At 37.2% G+C, this 16,903-nt stretch carries 15 protein-coding genes; 14 read left to right on the top strand and 1 reads right to left on the bottom strand.

Going from position 1 to position 16,903, the window contains the following annotated elements; genetic code table 11:
* The first annotated feature begins 208 nt into the window (after positions 1-208).
* The 5 genes from LRP81_RS02905 (at position 209) to spoVE (ending at position 7,795) form a co-directional block, all read left to right on the top strand.
* Positions 209-2,131 (top strand): stage V sporulation protein D, encoded by a 1,923-nt coding sequence (locus LRP81_RS02905; protein ID WP_230499737.1) that lies wholly within the window; start codon positions 209-211, stop codon positions 2,129-2,131.
* Between the two features lie 202 nt (positions 2,132-2,333).
* Complete coding sequence (locus tag LRP81_RS02900; protein WP_230499736.1) at positions 2,334-3,803, top strand: UDP-N-acetylmuramoyl-L-alanyl-D-glutamate--2,6-diaminopimelate ligase; 1,470 nt, start codon at positions 2,334-2,336, stop codon at positions 3,801-3,803.
* A 407-nt stretch (positions 3,804-4,210) separates the two neighbouring features.
* Positions 4,211-5,185, top strand: a complete 975-nt coding sequence (gene mraY / locus LRP81_RS02895; RefSeq protein WP_230499735.1) for a phospho-N-acetylmuramoyl-pentapeptide-transferase — start codon at positions 4,211-4,213, stop codon at positions 5,183-5,185.
* A gap of 1 nt (position 5,186) precedes the next feature.
* Positions 5,187-6,536: a UDP-N-acetylmuramoyl-L-alanine--D-glutamate ligase gene (gene murD / locus LRP81_RS02890; protein WP_230499734.1), complete on the top strand. Its 1,350-nt coding sequence runs from the start codon at positions 5,187-5,189 to the stop codon at positions 6,534-6,536.
* A gap of 158 nt (positions 6,537-6,694) precedes the next feature.
* Entirely contained in the window at positions 6,695-7,795 is a 1,101-nt protein-coding gene (spoVE, locus tag LRP81_RS02885) for a stage V sporulation protein E (RefSeq protein WP_230499733.1), read from the top strand.
* A gap of 55 nt (positions 7,796-7,850) precedes the next feature.
* On the opposite strand, the gene LRP81_RS23215 is transcribed toward spoVE, so the two are convergent.
* Positions 7,851-7,979, bottom strand: coding sequence for a hypothetical protein (locus tag LRP81_RS23215; protein WP_263458221.1), 129 nt, complete (start codon positions 7,977-7,979; stop codon positions 7,851-7,853).
* 411 nt (positions 7,980-8,390) lie between these two features.
* Between LRP81_RS23215 and murB the strand changes: the two genes are divergently transcribed.
* The 9 genes from murB (at position 8,391) to sigE (ending at position 16,795) form a co-directional block, all read left to right on the top strand.
* Positions 8,391-9,299 carry a UDP-N-acetylmuramate dehydrogenase gene (murB, locus tag LRP81_RS02880; RefSeq protein ID WP_230499732.1) on the top strand — a complete coding sequence of 303 codons (909 nt, stop codon included), beginning with the start codon at positions 8,391-8,393 and terminating at the stop codon, positions 9,297-9,299.
* Positions 9,300-9,405: 106 nt separating this feature from the next.
* Positions 9,406-10,197 (top strand): cell division protein FtsQ/DivIB, encoded by a 792-nt coding sequence (locus tag LRP81_RS02875; RefSeq protein WP_230499888.1) that lies wholly within the window; start codon positions 9,406-9,408, stop codon positions 10,195-10,197.
* Positions 10,181-10,867, top strand: coding sequence for a DUF881 domain-containing protein (locus LRP81_RS02870; RefSeq protein ID WP_230499887.1), 687 nt, complete (start codon positions 10,181-10,183; stop codon positions 10,865-10,867). The genes LRP81_RS02875 and LRP81_RS02870 overlap by 17 nt, the downstream gene beginning before the upstream one ends.
* Positions 10,868-10,900: 33 nt before the next feature.
* Positions 10,901-11,617, top strand: coding sequence for a DUF881 domain-containing protein (locus LRP81_RS02865; protein WP_230499731.1), 717 nt, complete (start codon positions 10,901-10,903; stop codon positions 11,615-11,617).
* Between the two features lie 2 nt (positions 11,618-11,619).
* Positions 11,620-11,988 (top strand): small basic family protein, encoded by a 369-nt coding sequence (locus LRP81_RS02860; protein ID WP_230499730.1) that lies wholly within the window; start codon positions 11,620-11,622, stop codon positions 11,986-11,988.
* Between the two features lie 103 nt (positions 11,989-12,091).
* The gene (gene ftsA, locus LRP81_RS02855) at positions 12,092-13,381 is read left to right on the top strand and encodes a cell division protein FtsA (RefSeq protein WP_230499729.1); all 1,290 of its coding nucleotides are present in this window, start codon (positions 12,092-12,094) and stop codon (positions 13,379-13,381) included.
* A gap of 166 nt (positions 13,382-13,547) precedes the next feature.
* The gene (gene ftsZ / locus LRP81_RS02850; RefSeq protein ID WP_230499728.1) at positions 13,548-14,711 is read left to right on the top strand and encodes a cell division protein FtsZ; all 1,164 of its coding nucleotides are present in this window, start codon (positions 13,548-13,550) and stop codon (positions 14,709-14,711) included.
* A gap of 381 nt (positions 14,712-15,092) precedes the next feature.
* A complete protein-coding gene (gene spoIIGA / locus LRP81_RS02845; protein WP_230499886.1) occupies positions 15,093-16,016 on the top strand; it encodes a sigma-E processing peptidase SpoIIGA in 924 nt (307 codons plus the stop codon).
* A gap of 59 nt (positions 16,017-16,075) precedes the next feature.
* Positions 16,076-16,795, top strand: a complete 720-nt coding sequence (sigE, locus tag LRP81_RS02840) for an RNA polymerase sporulation sigma factor SigE (RefSeq protein ID WP_230499727.1) — start codon at positions 16,076-16,078, stop codon at positions 16,793-16,795.
* The last annotated feature ends 108 nt before the right edge of the window (positions 16,796-16,903 follow it).

Here is a 16,903-nt window from a genome sequence, read left to right as displayed (position 1 = left end):
TTTGCTAGCTTTTGAGTCTAGCCATTTCGAGTTCATTAACTAACTTATCCGTCCAAAATATAAAATCAACTTTCTGGCAGGATTGTCTTATCCCTCTCGGGGTTAAACGAGGCTCTTTTAGCTTTTTGAAATGAGTATCCATGATAATGTTCTAACCCATTTCGTACAAGCATATATTACTACGAATATTAAAGGGGGTTCATTTGAAATGAGGGTATCTCATGTTACGGTTCGTAGAAGATTAACCATCGTTCTTCTAGTAGGAATTCTGCTTTTTAGTATTATTGATATGAGATTAGGATATGTACAATTTGCGCTTGGTGATATGCTGACAGATCGGGCTCGGGATTCATGGAGCAGGAATATATCGTTTGAGCCTGAAAGAGGTGAAATCCTTGATCGTAATGGAGTTCCACTCGCTACAAATGTTAGTGCACCAACCGTTTTTGTAGTACCAAGACAAATAACAGATCCAAATGAAACAGCTGAAAGACTGGCAGCTGTCTTAAATATGCCAAAGGAAAAGTTGTACAAGCTTCTTACTAAAAAATCATCCATGGAAAAAATAAACCCTGAAGGCAGAAAAATTTCACATGAAAAAGCCAAAGAAATAAGAGCACTTGGATTAAAAGGGGTATATATTGCGGAGGATTCCAAAAGACATTATCCATTTGGAAGTTATCTCTCACATGTATTGGGTTTTGCTGGTATAGACAATCAAGGCCTAATGGGCTTGGAACTATATTATGACAAACAATTAAAAGGGGAAAAGGGACATGTTCAGTTCTATTCAGACGCAAAGGGAAGGAGAATGCCTGATATCCCTGATGATTACGAAGCTCCTCAGGACGGGATGGATTTGAGGTTGACAATTGATTCGAAAGTCCAAACGATCATAGAGCGAGAACTGGATCTTGCACAAGAGTTATATAATCCCGATGGAATCATTGCGATTGCCATGAATCCCAATAATGGGGAAATCTTAGGAATGTCAAGTAGACCTGACTTTGATCCGGCAAAATTTCAGGATGTTGCACCTGAAATATATAACCGTAATTTGCCAGTTTGGAGCACATATGAACCCGGGTCCACTTTTAAAATAATTACGCTATCTGCAGCTTTGGAGGAAAGTAAAGTAAATCTCACAAATGATACCTTTCATGACGGTGGCGCTGCCATTGTAGACGGAGCTAGGTTGCGTTGTTGGAAAAAAGGAGGACATGGCCATCAAACTTTTCTTGAAGTGGTCCAAAATTCCTGTAACCCCGGTTTTGTTGAATTAGGTCAACGCTTAGGTGAAGAGACTTTATTTAAATACATTAAATCATTTGGATTTGGTGAAAAAACTGGAATTGACCTTGCGGGAGAAGGTAAAGGAATACTATTTAAACCAGAACAATTAGGGCCAGTTGAATTAGCTACAACCGCATTCGGTCAAGGTGTATCTGTAACTCCGATCCAACAAGTTGCTGCTGTATCGGCAGCTGTGAATGGTGGCATACTGTATACCCCTTACATCGCAAAGGAATTTATTGACCCTGTAACAGGTGATGTAGTTTCTAGAAAAACACCGGTAGAAAAAAGACGAGTAATCTCTGAAGAAACTTCAAGTCAGGTAAGATATGCCCTTGAAAGCGTGGTTGCCCAAGGGACGGGAAGAAATGCCTTTGTAGAAGGGTATAGAGTTGGTGGAAAAACTGGTACAGCCCAAAAGGTAAAGGATGGTAAATATTTAGAAAATAATCATATCGTTTCATTTATTGGGTTTGCTCCAGCAGATGATCCTCAAATTGTCGTATACTTAGCTGTGGATAATCCGAAAGAAACTGTGCAATTTGGTGGAGTTGTAGCAGCGCCGATAGTTGGGAATATAATGGAGGATAGCCTAATTGAACTTGGAGTAGATAAGAGAAAAGGGCAAATTGAAAAGGAATTGAAATGGCCAGATGTACCGCTTGTGGAAGTTCCTGATTTAAAAGGTATGACACGTAAAGAACTTTTGCAACAACTGGTCACACTTCAACTGGATATTAGTGGAGATGGTGATACCGTCGTCCAACAAGCACCTGCTCCAGGAACAAAAGTAAAAGAAGGCTCCACGGTCAGAGTTTACCTTTCTGGAAAAGATTAAACAACGATAAGTTATGAGAAAAGAGATTCATTTACCTTTAGGACATGGAAAAGCGATTATTTTTCTTTATCGTTCCTTGGTTTATTTTTCCTAAATAGGATAGAATGGAGATAAAGAGATTATTAGGGATAAACGCTTTTCCTGTTCATTGATGAAGAAAAAAACAATTAGGTTTGGAGAATGCTAAAGGAGTTAGATTCACATGAAACTTCAAGAGCTAATACAGAATTTGCACCGATATGAAGTGTCATCTAGGGAAAATCCAGATATCACTTCGCTTGCAATGGATTCCCGGAAGACAAAAAAGGGGAGTTTATTTTTTGGTATCAAAGGGTACACGGTTGATGGGCATGATTTTGCTTTTGAGGCAGTAGAAAATGGAGCCGTGGCAATTATTTCTGAGAGAATGCTGGATGTTAATGTACCCGTAATAGTTGTACCAGATACAACTAGGGCAATGGCTATTTTAGCAGATGTTTTTTACGGACAGCCGACACATAAACTTAAACTCATTGGTGTAACAGGTACTAATGGAAAAACGACGACCACTCATATTATTGAAGCCATCTGTCAACATCACCAACTGAAAACAGGAATGATAGGAACTATCTATATGAAAATCGGAAACCAGGCTTTTCCTGTTAAAAATACCACTCCAGATGCATTAACACTTCAAAAATCATTTCAGCAAATGATAGAGAATGATGTGGATACAGTTGTGATGGAGGTATCTTCACATGCCCTTCATATGGGGAGGGTTCATGGCTGCGATTTTGATGTAGCGGTTCTCACCAATCTAACCCAAGATCATTTAGATTATCACCATACTATGCAGGAATATCAATTCGCAAAGTCACTATTATTTTCTTCTCTCGGGAATATATATAACCAAAAGAAACCAAAATTTGCTGTTTTAAATTCCGATGATCCGTCTAGTGAGTTTTTCAAGAGGGCTACCGCTGCTCAGGTACTCACTTACGGAATCAAGCAGAAAAGTGACATCATGGCAAAGAATGTAGTGACATCTGCCAAAGGAACAACATTTGATTTGGTTTATGACAACAAAGTCATCCCTATCCATTTAAAATTAGTAGGGAAATTTAGTGTTTATAACGTGCTTGCAGCTATAAGTGCATGCTACGTTTCAAATATACCGATGAGCACCATCATTCCAGTGATCGAAAGTGTCACTGGGGTCCCAGGTAGATTTGAGGTCATTGAGGGTGGACAGGATTTTACAGTAATTGTCGACTACGCACATACTCCTGATAGTCTTGAAAATGTGCTGAAAGCTACTAAACAACTATCAGATAAAAATATCTATTGCATTATTGGTTGTGGAGGGGACAGGGATCGATCTAAGCGTCCATTAATGGCTGCCGTGGCTGTTAATTACGCTAATAAAGCTGTATTTACTTCGGATAACCCACGCTCGGAGGATCCCGAACAAATTTTCTCTGATATGAGAGCTGGGGTATTGGACAGAAATTATGAAGTGGTGGAAGATCGACGCAATGCAATTTATAAGGTGATTAGTGAAGCGGAAAAAGGAGATGTCGTGCTTATTGCAGGAAAAGGGCACGAAACATATCAGCTAATTGGTGATAGAACAATTGAATTTGATGATAGAAAAGTAGCACTTGAAGCAATACATTCCAAGATAAGTTCATAGACATTAAAGGTAGGTACCATTTAACACATATGCTCTTTTCTAAAAGTTTGTGCTAGTTTGTGCTATTAAGTAGTGTGGGTTTTGCTTTCTATCCATAAATTATTTGAAAGCTTGTCTTTTATTTCAAACACTTCCAAAAACGCCAAGGCAACAAATATTCCGCAAACATCCCATATAGATTCGGCTATTTCGTTAGTCACTTTTTTTCCTAAAATTTGTCCGTGATTTAATGAAATAGTTTTGTTTTTGCTAGAAAAATTAAAAAAAGTATTTCCATGTCACAGAAAAACAGATAGAATTTATGTTTGGTACACCTTTTTAGCAGTAAATTGTTAAATGACGGTATTAAACGACATTTTCGTTGAAGTAATACCTAACAATAAAATTTTGGAGAGGAGGGAATAACGATGCAACAACAAGTTGTACTATTTGCAATCGTTATGTCTTTTTTAATTACTGTACTATTATCGCCAATTTTTATTCCCTTCCTGCGAAGACTAAAATTCGGTCAGAGCATCAGGGAAGAGGGACCACAATCTCATCAGAAAAAAACCGGCACACCAACAATGGGAGGTATCATGATTCTTCTTTCCATTGTGGTGACAACTCTTATGATAACTGGCTATTTTGCGGAGACTTCTGTAGAAACGTATCTTTTACTATTTGTCACTTTAGGTTACGGACTTTTAGGTTTTCTTGATGATTTTATCAAAGTTGTCCTAAAACGAAATCTTGGATTAACTTCCTTGCAAAAACTAATTGGACAGATCGTTATTGCAGTCATTTTTTATTTTGTGTTTGTCCAGTTTGAATTTTCAACAGCGGTAAGTATACCTGGCACAAGTATTTCCATTGAACTTGGCTTTTTCTATGTTCTATTCCTAATATTCTGGTTGGTTGGGTTCTCTAATGCCGTCAATTTGACTGATGGTTTGGATGGCCTTGTTTCCGGAACAGCAGCTGTTGCATTTGGAGCTTTTGCGATAATGGCGTGGTATCAATCACAATTTGAGGTTTCCATCTTCGCAGTAGCTGTAGTAGGTGCACTTTTAGGTTTCCTAGTGTTCAATGCTCATCCTGCAAAAGTGTTTATGGGAGATACGGGATCATTGGCTCTTGGAGGAGCAATTGCAACTGTAGCTATTTTGTTAAAGCTTGAACTCATTCTTATTATTATCGGTGGTATATTTGTCATTGAAACACTTTCAGTTATTATTCAAGTTATTTCCTTCAAAGCAACTGGAAGAAGGGTATTTAAAATGAGTCCTTTGCACCATCACTATGAACTTGTTGGTTGGTCAGAGTGGCGAGTGGTTGTTACATTCTGGACTGTTGGGTTATTGTTTGCAATGTTAGGAATATATCTTGAGGTGTGGATCTAATATGAAAGAAATCAACCAATATAAAGAAAAAAATGTACTTGTACTTGGTTTGGCAAAAAGTGGAACAGCTACAGCGGAATTGTTACATAATCTAGGTGCAAATGTTACAGTCAATGATAGAAGCCCAATTGAAGATAATGAGCAAGCACAGTATCTAATATCCAAAGGTATCACTGTAATCGGTGGAAGTCACCCATTGAGTCTTCTGGATCAAAAGGTAGATGTTATCTTCAAAAATCCTGGAATTCCTTATAGTAATCCCTTACTCAAAGTAGCGATGGAAAAAGAAATCTCTATTTTGACTGAAGTAGAGCTTGCTTATCAAATTAGTGAAGCGCCTTACATTGCAATTACAGGATCAAATGGTAAGACGACAACTACTACAATCATAAATGAGATACTTGCAACGGATGAGAAAAAGCCTCTCGTGGCAGGTAATATCGGCAATGTTTCTGTAGAAGTTGCGCAAAATGCAGAAAATGATAATGTGATGGTTACAGAGCTGTCTTCCTTTCAATTGATGGGGATTGAAACATTTCGACCAAAGATAGCTATATTGTTAAATATTTTTGAAGCTCATTTAGATTATCATGGTAGTTTGGGAGAGTATGGAAAAGCTAAAGCGAGAATATTCATGAACCAAACGAAGGAAGATTATACTGTTGTAAATGTGGATGATGAAATCGTCATGGAGCTTGTAAAAGAAGCCAGTTCTACAATTATTCCTTTTTCAACTACGAGAAAGGTAGACGGAGCATATATTGAAGACGGTATTGTTTACTTTCAAGGAGAAAGTATTATCAAAGTAGACGAGATTGTATTACCTGGCAAACACAATCTAGAGAATATACTTGCAGCAATTTCTGCGGTTAAACTATATGGTGGTTCCAATGAATCAATTATCCATGTACTTACAAGCTTTACTGGAGTTAAACATCGCTTGCAATTTGTAGATAGAATAAATGAAAGAAAGTTCTATAATGATTCGAAGGCTACAAACATCCTCTCTACTCAAGCTGCCCTCTCATCCTTCGATGAGAATGTCATTTTGCTTGCTGGAGGTCTCGATCGCGGAAATGACTTCGATGAACTTATTCCTTACTTAAAAAATGTTAAGTCGCTTATTACATTTGGAGAAACAGCCCTGAAATTAATTAATACAGCTGAGGCAGCTGGAATAAAACATATAAAACATGTCGATAATGTGGAAAAAGCCGTACCGGTGGCTTATGAAATGTCTGAGAGTGGAGATGTTATATTATTATCCCCTGCATGTGCCAGTTGGGATCAATATAAAACATTTGAACAACGTGGTGACATTTTTATAAATGCCGTGCATAAGCTTAAGTAAGGGCTTGGCCACATGAACAAAGGCTTTGTTCTGATTGTTATCCTGACCTATCCAAGGGGACGGATAACATACGGACAAAGCCTTTTTTGGCAAAAAAGTGAATGTGCTAACTTTATTCCATTCTGTTGCCCTAATACATGTTGTAGAGGTGTTTTCCTTTGTCTAAGAAGCGTTCAACTCCAGATATAATCTTAATACTTACCACTTTGACCTTGTTAGCGGTCGGCCTGATAATGGTCTATAGTGCCAGTGCAGTTTGGGCTGATTATAAGTTCCAAGACACATTTTTCTTTGCTAAAAGACAGTTATTATTTGCAGGACTTGGAGTTTTGGCGATGTTTTTTATTATGAATGTGGATTATTGGACATGGAGGACTTGGGCAAAGCTTTTAATCCTAGCCTGTTTTTTTCTGTTAGTCATAGTATTGATCCCTGGGATTGGAATGGAACGTAATGGATCAAGAAGTTGGATAGGAGTTGGGGCATTTTCTATTCAACCTTCAGAGTTTATGAAAATAGCGATGATTGCCTTTTTAGCAAGATATTTAAGTGAAAATCAAAAGAAGATTACATCCTTCCGAAAAGGACTTGTCCCTAGTCTTTCTCTCGTATTTTTGGCATTTGGAATGATAATGTTACAGCCTGATTTAGGAACTGGGACAGTGATGGTTGGTACATGTATAGTGATGATTTATGTAGCAGGAGCAAGAATCAGTCATTTTGTCGGTCTTGGACTTGTTGGATTAGGAGGATTCGTTTTACTTATATTATCAGCTCCATACCGAATCAAAAGGATCACCTCATTCCTAAACCCATGGGAAGATCCTTTGGGCAGTGGGTTTCAAATTATTCAATCACTATATGCAATAGGTCCTGGTGGGCTATTAGGACTTGGACTTGGACAAAGCAGGCAGAAGTTCTTTTACTTACCTGAACCACAGACGGATTTTATCTTTGCCATTTTGGCAGAGGAACTAGGATTTATTGGTGGTTCTTTTGTGGTATTACTCTTTGCATTGTTGTTATGGAGAGGAGTTAGAATAGCACTTGGAGCACCAGATTTATATGGGAGCTTTTTGGCAATAGGTATTATTGCAATGATTGCCATCCAGGTTTTCATTAATGTAGGAGTGGTTACTGGCCTGATGCCTGTTACTGGAATCACCTTACCATTTTTAAGCTATGGAGGTTCTTCGCTAACCCTCATGCTTGTTGCAGTGGGTATACTTCTTAACATAAGTCGATATGCTAAATATTAACCCTTTCTTGTTTCAGGTATTTACTTGGAACAAGTTTTTTTGATTAGGAGTTTAATCATTTACTAGTAGCATCTAAATGCTTGTCGTGAGCCAAGGGCTTCTGCTTTTTGAATTGTCTAGCTTCAGGTCCTAGCCCCTCAAGGTCATATGCCAATGGGTCAAGAAGGTGAAAGCCATCCTTCATGCCGCCTTGTCTAATGCTTGTCGGGGCTGACCAATGCGCTTTCGATTTTATTGTAATATGACAAAAGATAAAAATTTGATTACAATAATTAATATTCGTTGCACATATTATGCAACGGATATACTATTAATGTATTGTGGTTATCACAATCAAAAAGACAAACCGTTTTTCATGAAAGTTTTATAGAAATGTTATAAAACTGGTTTATAAGGTAGGACAAGAGGGTAAACGTATATAGCCTTTTTCATCCCTACATAATTTTTGCAAAACGAGCTCGTGATAGGCATTTGTACCGTAATTTTTTATGGTGCATACACTATATAATATGAAATGGTCAGACTATGCTTAAAACGATAAATTATTCATGATAATAAACTTGTCATATGAACGTGTGTTTAGGAGGATTTACTATTGGAACAGTTATTAAGGGAATTACAAGAAAAGGAAGTTGGGAAGGTAATGCCAAATGAACCTTTGGCAAATCATACAACTATGAAAATCGGAGGACCAGCTGACATTCTAGTAGAGCCTGGAAGTTTAGAAAAGCTTCAGGAAATAATGAAACTGATTGATAAACATCAGGTGAAATGGACAGCAATCGGGAGAGGGTCGAATCTGCTCGTTTCCGATTTAGGTATTGAAGGCGTTGTTATTAAGTTAGGAAAAGGTATGGACAATTTGGAGTTGAATGGAAATGAGGTTTGGGCTGGAGGGGGATACTCCTTAATAAAGCTTGTTACCATCATAAGCAAAAAAGGACTGTCAAACTTGGAATTTGCTGCAGGAATTCCTGGGACAGTTGGTGGTGCTGTATTTATGAACGCCGGGGCACATGGGTCAGATATGTCCAAAGTGTTAAAAAAAGCGCATATTCTTTTTGAAGATGGGACGATGGAATGGTTGACTCCCGAAGAGTTAAAGTTTTCATATCGCACATCACTACTTCAGAAGGAAAGACCAGGTATTTGTTTGGAAGCTGTATTAACAGTGGAAGAAGGAAATCGGGATGAAATTGTATCACTTCTTCAAAAAAATAAGGATTACAGACGTGATACTCAGCCTTTCTCCTATCCATGTGCAGGTAGTATTTTTAGAAACCCACTTCCTGAATATGCAGGTCAATTAATTGAAAAAGCAGGTTTAAAAGGATATAAAATAGGCGGTGCAAAAGTCTCGGAAATGCATGGAAACTTTATTGTAAATGATGACAAAGCAAAGGCACAGGACGTATTAGCTCTAATTCAGTTCATAAAAAGAACCGTATTGGAGAAATATAATGTGAGTCTAGAAACGGAAGTTGAAATTATAGGAAGAAAATAGTAGTTTTTCTCCTTTTTTCATCCCCACCTATGATATAATTATGCTAGAAAATTAAGGCATATTAACAGCGTAGCTTCTGCCGCGCGGTGGGGTGAATTTGTTTTTAATGGATAAAGGGAAAGTAGTGACACTTGAAGATCGAGTTCCAAAAATTAAGCAATTGAGAAAACAAAAAGCAAATAGAAGATTGATTATTTATTTGTCTTTGTTTTTCATTTTGTTGGCTTTGATTATTTATTCTCAATCACCTTTGAGTAAGGTAGCAGTAATCGAAGTGACTGGAAATAATCATGTCTCAAAAGAAGAAATCATTAATTTAGCCGAAATTACAAAAGAGACAAGCATTTGGCGTGTAAATGAGGAGAAAAAATCAGAATTAATTTTGGAGCATAAAGAAATTGCAGAAGCAACCGTTCAAAGGAAGTTTCCAAATAGTGTTGAGATAAACGTAAAAGAAAATAATCGTGTGGCTTATATATATGAAAGCAATAACTATTATCCTGTTATGGATAACGGCAAAATGCTATCGGTACTTGAAATAGGAAATCACTTGCCTGATGATGCGCCATTGATGATGAATTGGAGAAATGGTGAAATGGTAGAGTACTTTATTGGTGAACTTATTAAGCTCCCACAGTCTATTATTAATTCGATTTCGGAAATACATCATACTCCAACTGAAATTGATGCAAATCACATTACACTGTTCATGAATGATGGTTTTGAGGTAAGTGCCACCATTAGGGGATTTTCAGAGAAAATGATTGCATACCCTTCCGTTGTTGAACAATTGGATCCGTCTGTTAAGGGAGTTATCAACTTGGAGGTCGGCACTTTCTTTAAACCGTATGAATCAGTTGAAGAGGAAGAGGATGGTACAGATGAAAATGACGGGTAAGCATGTTATTCTCTCTCTTGTCTGTCTTGTTTTGGGATTTATCATCTCCTACTCCTATCAACTAACTAAAGAGGAAGAAACGAATGTCACAGACAGACAATGGCAGCGTGACAGAGCAATTCGGGAGACCTTAATCAATACAGAAGAGCGAAACCTAGAACTTCAACAAGATCTTCAGCAAAAACAAGAAGAAATTCGTTCAATTGAAGAGGAGCTAGCAACAGGGGAGCAACTATTGTTTAACCTAGTTGAAGATGTGGACAAGCTTCGGATGTACAATGGCGAAGTGAAGGTACAAGGAAAAGGTGTGGAAGTTACATTATCCGATGCATCTTATGTTCCAACTGAGGAAAATGTTAATAACTACATCGTACATGAAAGTCATGTCTTTAAAGTTATGAACGAACTGTTTATCTCTGGAGCAGATGCAGTAGCTATTAATGGTCAAAGAATAACGAAAGATTCTTATATCGTATGCAACGGTCCGGTTATTACAATTAATGGGAATCAATATCCAGCTCCATTTGTTATTTCTGCAATTGGAGATCCGGTAGTGTTGGAACCTGCTCTCAATATTCTTGGTGGCGTCAAAGACCAGCTTGTAGCCGATAATATTACTGTGAAAATCCAAAAAAAGGACCTTGTGGTTCTAGATCCTGTTATTCGATAAGCATCTTATGGCTTATGAGGTTAGGTGTTCTATGTGGACAAACAAAAACTTAGTTTTACTATTATTACGATTATTGTCGGTTTAATGATTGCTATTCAGTTTCAAACTGTAAAACAACCACTCATTCGTGACACCCGTGATACTTGGCAGCTTCGAAGTGACTTGAAACGGGAACAGGAAATACAGTCACAAATAATTCAGGAAATTAGAAAGTACGATAAAATGATTCAAGAGTATTCGAGAGAACGGGATGAATCAAAAGGTAATGTTGTAAGAGATACTTTAGACGAACTAAGGAAAGAAGCAGGATTAACAGAAATGAATGGACCTGGAATAAAAATAACTGTGAAGCCCATATTTGATGAAAATGTTTTAGGAAGGCCAAATGAAAACATTTCTGCCGATCTTTTGAGAAGATTTGTTAATGAATTGAATTCCTATGGTGTTGAGGAGATTAGTATTGCGAATCAGCGAATTGTAAATCATACGATAATTCGTGAAATTAATGGGAGAACAAAAGTGAATAATGCGTGGATTCCAAACGACAATTTTGAGATTATCATGATAACAAGTGATCCGACTAAATTGTATAATCGCTTGCAGGTTTCCAGAGCGATGGATGAGTTTGCCATTGAAAACCTTTTGCTGGAAGTTTCCACTCCAATCAATCAAGTAACGGTGCCAGCGTATGATGAGCAGATTCGCATAAAGTTCATTGAACCTGTTAAATCAGGGAAGGAGGGGAACTAAGAATGTGGCTCCCTCTCCTTGGTTTAATCATAGGAATCGTTTTAGGGCTTTATTCGGAAATACGTGTCCCAGATGAGTATTCAAACTATTTATCGATCGCTGTTCTAGCAGCACTGGATACTTTGTTTGGAGGAATACGGGCACATCTGCAAAATAATTATGATGATAAAGTATTTGTATCTGGTTTTTTCTTTAATATTTTACTTGCAGCAAGTTTAGCTTTTCTAGGTGTACATCTTGGTGTAGACTTATATTTAGCTGCTGTATTTGCTTTTGGAGTAAGGCTTTTCCAAAACATTGCAGTTATTAGAAGAATACTATTGTCAAAATGGTCCCTTTCAAAAGAAAATAAGAAAAAAAATGATTTTTAAAAAGGGAAAACATTATATGTGTGGAATACTTTCTAATATAATATGTTTTAATACTTGTTGTTCGTAAATAAGGTTGTATAGGAGTAGAAGGAGGTGCCATAGAATGAACAGCAATGAAATTTACGTAAGCTTAGACATCGGTACATCCAGTGTTAAAGTAATCATTGGTGAGATGGTTAATGATACTTTAAATATAATTGGAGTCGGTAATGTAAAATCAACAGGATTAAGAAAAGGATCAATAGTAGATATAGATGAGACAGTTCATTCCATAAATAAGGCAATCGAACAGGCTGAGAGAATGGTTGGAATGCCAATAAACAGAGTGGTAGTAGGAGTTACAGGTAACCATGTCCAACTTCAAGATTGTCATGGAGTAGTGGCAGTTTCTAGTGAAAACAGAGAAATTGGGGACGAAGATATTGCTCGTGTCATAGATGCAGCACAAGTCTTTTCCATTCCACCAGAACGAGAGATAATTGATTGTATACCAAAACAGTTTATTGTAGATGGATTAGATGAAATCAATGATCCTAGAGGTATGCTTGGTGTTCGTCTCGAAATGGAAGGAACTATTATTACAGGTTCTAAAACAGTATTACATAACTTATTGCGTTGTGTTGAAAAAGCAGGCCTAGAAATAACTGATATATGCCTCCAGCCCCTTGCGGCAGGATCTATCGCCCTTTCTAAGGATGAACGGAATTTAGGTGTTGCCCTTGTGGATATTGGGGGTGGATCGACAACTATCGCTGTTTTTGAAGATGGATTCTTAAAAGGTACAAGTGTTTTACCAGTCGGAGGAGAATATATCACAAAAGATATTTCGATTGGATTACGTACTTCCACTGAAGACGCAGAGAAAATAAAACAAAAGCATGGTCATGCATTTTATGATCATGCATCAGATGAAGAAGTTTTTAGTGTACCTATTATCGGTAGCGATCAACATCAACAGTTTAGTCAACTTGAAATTTCTGATATTATAGAAGCTAGAATGGAAGAGATTTTTGATCTTATCCAAGAAGAGATTAAGAGATTAGGAGTCCGAGAGATACCTGGTGGCTTTGTATTGACAGGTGGAGTTGTGTCAATGCCTGGTGTGTTGGAGCTTGCCCAACTGATTCTTAATAACAATGTCAGAAAAGCAATTCCAGACTATATCGGTGTAAGGGAGCCTCAGTATACTACGGGTGTTGGACTAATCCAATTCGCCTATAAAAATGCGAAACTGCAAGGTAGAAAAATCGAAGCTACTTCAACATCAATAGAACACACAGAAAAACGTAGTAGCAAACAAACTCAGCAAAAAGGAAAACAGACAAAACCTGTAAAAGAAGAAGAAAAAGTCGGTAACAAAGTGAAAAAATTCTTTGGCTTGTTTTTTGAATAAGCTTTGTTACAGATAGTGTAGATAGTAATTTATATCAGCATTTGATTGGAGCGCACTGGCAGATACTACCGATTGCCAGAATCCAGCTAAAGAATTAACAGAGATTTTTTTAAGAATAATACGGGTTTTGTATTGGTAGTACTTTAGAGAATTAGGAGGAACAGTCATGTTAGATTTTGATAATAGTATTGATCAATTAGCTACCATAAAAGTAATCGGAGTTGGTGGAGGCGGTAACAACGCTGTAAACCGTATGATAGAGCATGGTGTTCAAGGTGTCGAATTCATTGCAGTAAATACAGACGCTCAAGCTCTTAATTTATCCAAAGCAGAAGTGAAGATGCAAATCGGTGGCAAACTGACTCGCGGTCTAGGTGCAGGTGCAAATCCTGAAGTTGGAAAAAAAGCTGCTGAAGAAAGTAAAGAGCAACTCGAAGAAGTATTAAAGGGTGCTGACATGGTATTCGTAACCGCTGGAATGGGAGGCGGTACAGGTACAGGAGCAGCACCTGTAATCGCACAAATTGCGCGTGATCTTGGTGCATTAACTGTTGGTGTTGTTACAAGACCATTCACATTCGAAGGTCGTAAACGTGCAACTCAAGCAGCTGGTGGAATTGCTTCGATGAAAGAAGCGGTGGATACGCTAATCGTCATTCCTAACGATCGTTTATTAGAAATTGTTGATAAAAATACACCGATGCTTGAAGCATTCCGTGAAGCGGATAATGTTTTACGTCAAGGTGTCCAAGGTATTTCTGATTTAATCGCTACACCTGGTTTAATCAACCTAGACTTTGCAGATGTAAAAACAATAATGAGCAATAAAGGATCTGCATTAATGGGTATTGGTGTTGCTACAGGTGAAAATCGTGCGGCAGAAGCAGCGAAGAAAGCTGTATCATCCCCACTACTGGAGACATCTATTGATGGTGCTCAAGGTGTGCTGATGAATATTACTGGCGGAACAAACCTGAGTTTATATGAAGTACAAGAAGCTGCAGATATCGTTGCATCTGCGTCTGACCAGGAAGTTAATATGATATTTGGATCAGTTATCAATGAAAACTTAAAGGATGAAATTATCGTAACTGTCATTGCGACTGGTTTTAGTGAAGCGGAAATTAATCATTCTAAACAAGGAGCTCGTCAGGTATTCGGTGCACAAAAAGCTCCAGCTCAAAAGCCACAAAACCAACAACGTGAGGTAAGACGTGAAGAACCTGTTCATCAGCAACAGGAAGAGACACGCCGTCCTCAACAAGTTCAACAACAAGAAGAAACGTTAGATATCCCTACGTTCCTTCGAAATCGAAACCGTCGTCGCTAATTATATACATTTTAAAACCAAGCCTATTGTTGGCTTGGTTTTTTTTTTGCTGATATAACAAATTAAACTATAGTTAAACCGAGTGACATTTTCTGTAAGGCAGATAAGATCTTTGTGTAATATAGAATTATTAAAGTAGGTAATGACTACTTGTGTAAAGCCGATAAGAAAAAATTTGAAATTTAATAAGCAGACTATTCCAAACCAAATTAAACGGTTTTGTTTTTTTCTTTCAATGAACTTCTCAATCATCCGACAAATAAGCAAAAAATGCTTCAAAAATTGTAATCTACCACCTGCAGAAACTGACAGACTTTCTACTAGTACTCCATTATACTAAGTTCAAATATTAATGCTATAAAAGAGGGAATCAATTTGACAGTGTATTTAGATGCCATTTGGCTGTTGAACTTTGCCTTTGATTTTTTGCTTTTAAAGATGACTGGCATTATTTTAAAGCGTCAAGTAGCGACATGGAGGTTAGTAGCAGGAGCATTTATAGGTTCAGTAATTGTTGTGTTAATGTTTACACCAGCGCAATTCATGGTAACACATCCTTTTATGAAAATTCTTTTTTCACTCGCAATGGTTTTTGTTGCCTTTGGGTTTCACCGATTAAAGTCATTTTTAGAAAATTTAACTGTATTTTATGTAACCACTTTTGCAACAGGTGGTGGAATGCTAGCTGTTCATTATGCACTTCAAGTCGATCAGCGTTTTGCCAATGAAACTATCATGACTCTAACAAGTGGTTTAGGGGATCCTGTATCATGGCTTTTTGTTTTAGTAGGGTTTCCAATCCTTTTATACTTTTCTAGGAAACAATTTGACTCCATTGAAACAAGAAGATTTAAATATGATCAATTGGCTTCCATTACGATCAGCATTGAAGGAGAAGTGATTACGCTAACAGCTCTACTTGACAGTGGGAATCAGCTATTCGATCCCATTACAAAAAGCCCTGTTATGATTGCAGAAATTTCTGCTCTTCAACCCCTCCTAACAGAAGAACTGATACAAGCTGTTGACTCTGTAACAAGAACTCAGGCTTGGCCCACTTTCACACAAAATACGAAATGGGTTGACAGGATCAGGATAATACCATACCGAGCCGTAGGAAAGGAAACAACATTAATGTTGGCTATAAAGCCTGATAAAGCAATCATTCATCATGACCATAAAAGTTATGAAACAACAAAATTTCTGCTTGGACTAACAAAAACCAAGCTCTCATCAGAGGGAGATTATATTTGTATCATCCATCCAAAAATGCTTCAAGGTGTAGTAGTAGAGGATGTTTCCTGATAGGTACAAATCATTGTTGAACTATATCTTTATTAACAATTTTAAAAGGAGGAATCAGTTTGGGTAAAATTAAAATAAAAATTACGTATCTATGGTATAAACTATTAATAAAGCTCGGTATAAAAACTGATGAAGTTTTTTATATAGGGGGAAGCGAAGCGTTACCACCTCCTTTATCTAAAGAAGAAGAAGCTCATTTATTGGTTAAATTACCTAAAGGTGATCAGGCGGCAAGATCTATCCTTATTGAACGAAATTTACGATTAGTTGTTTATATTGCTAGAAAGTTTGAAAATACAGGCATTAACATTGAAGATTTGATTAGCATCGGGACAATTGGATTAATAAAAGCCGTAAATACATTCAATCCTGAAAAAAAGATTAAGCTTGCCACTTATGCATCCCGCTGCATTGAAAATGAAATTCTGATGTATTTAAGAAGGAATAATAAAGTGCGTTCTGAAGTTTCCTTCGATGAGCCCCTCAATATTGATTGGGATGGGAATGAGCTTCTCCTTTCTGATGTGTTGGGTACAGATGAAGACATTATTACGAAAGACCTTGAAGCAAATGTTGATCGTAAGTTGCTTTTAAAGGCGCTGGAATCGTTAAATGATCGTGAGAAACAAATCATGGAATTAAGATTTGGATTAATTGGAGGAGAAGAAAAAACGCAGAAAGATGTAGCAGATATGTTAGGAATTTCACAATCTTACATATCAAGATTGGAAAAAAGAATCATAAAAAGATTAAGAAAAGAATTTAATAAAATGGTGTAAAAAAATATTTTTTATGATAAATTGTCAGTAATGACAACATTCCTAAAATTTGTCAGAATAGATAGATTTATGGAAGTGCATATTTTTTCCTCCAGAGGAGATACTTAA

This window comes from Sutcliffiella rhizosphaerae, from assembly GCF_917563925.1.
GTDB classification, from domain to species: domain Bacteria; phylum Bacillota; class Bacilli; order Bacillales; family Bacillaceae_I; genus Sutcliffiella_A; species Sutcliffiella_A rhizosphaerae.
Note: the sequence above shows the minus strand (reverse complement) of the source record. Positions and strands in the feature narration are given on the sequence as shown.

Coding starts and splice junctions, on each gene's coding strand:
- LRP81_RS02905 (WP_230499737.1), top strand. CDS start 209: ATGAGGGTATCTCATGTTACGGTTCGTAGAAGATTAACCATCGTTCTT.
- LRP81_RS02900 (WP_230499736.1), top strand. CDS start 2,334: ATGAAACTTCAAGAGCTAATACAGAATTTGCACCGATATGAAGTGTCA.
- mraY (WP_230499735.1), top strand. CDS start 4,211: ATGCAACAACAAGTTGTACTATTTGCAATCGTTATGTCTTTTTTAATT.
- murD (WP_230499734.1), top strand. CDS start 5,187: ATGAAAGAAATCAACCAATATAAAGAAAAAAATGTACTTGTACTTGGT.
- LRP81_RS23215 (WP_263458221.1), bottom strand. CDS start 7,979: ATGAAGGATGGCTTTCACCTTCTTGACCCATTGGCATATGACCTTGAG.
- LRP81_RS02875 (WP_230499888.1), top strand. CDS start 9,406: ATGGATAAAGGGAAAGTAGTGACACTTGAAGATCGAGTTCCAAAAATT.
- LRP81_RS02870 (WP_230499887.1), top strand. CDS start 10,181: ATGAAAATGACGGGTAAGCATGTTATTCTCTCTCTTGTCTGTCTTGTT.
- LRP81_RS02860 (WP_230499730.1), top strand. CDS start 11,620: ATGTGGCTCCCTCTCCTTGGTTTAATCATAGGAATCGTTTTAGGGCTT.
- ftsA (WP_230499729.1), top strand. CDS start 12,092: ATGAACAGCAATGAAATTTACGTAAGCTTAGACATCGGTACATCCAGT.
- ftsZ (WP_230499728.1), top strand. CDS start 13,548: ATGTTAGATTTTGATAATAGTATTGATCAATTAGCTACCATAAAAGTA.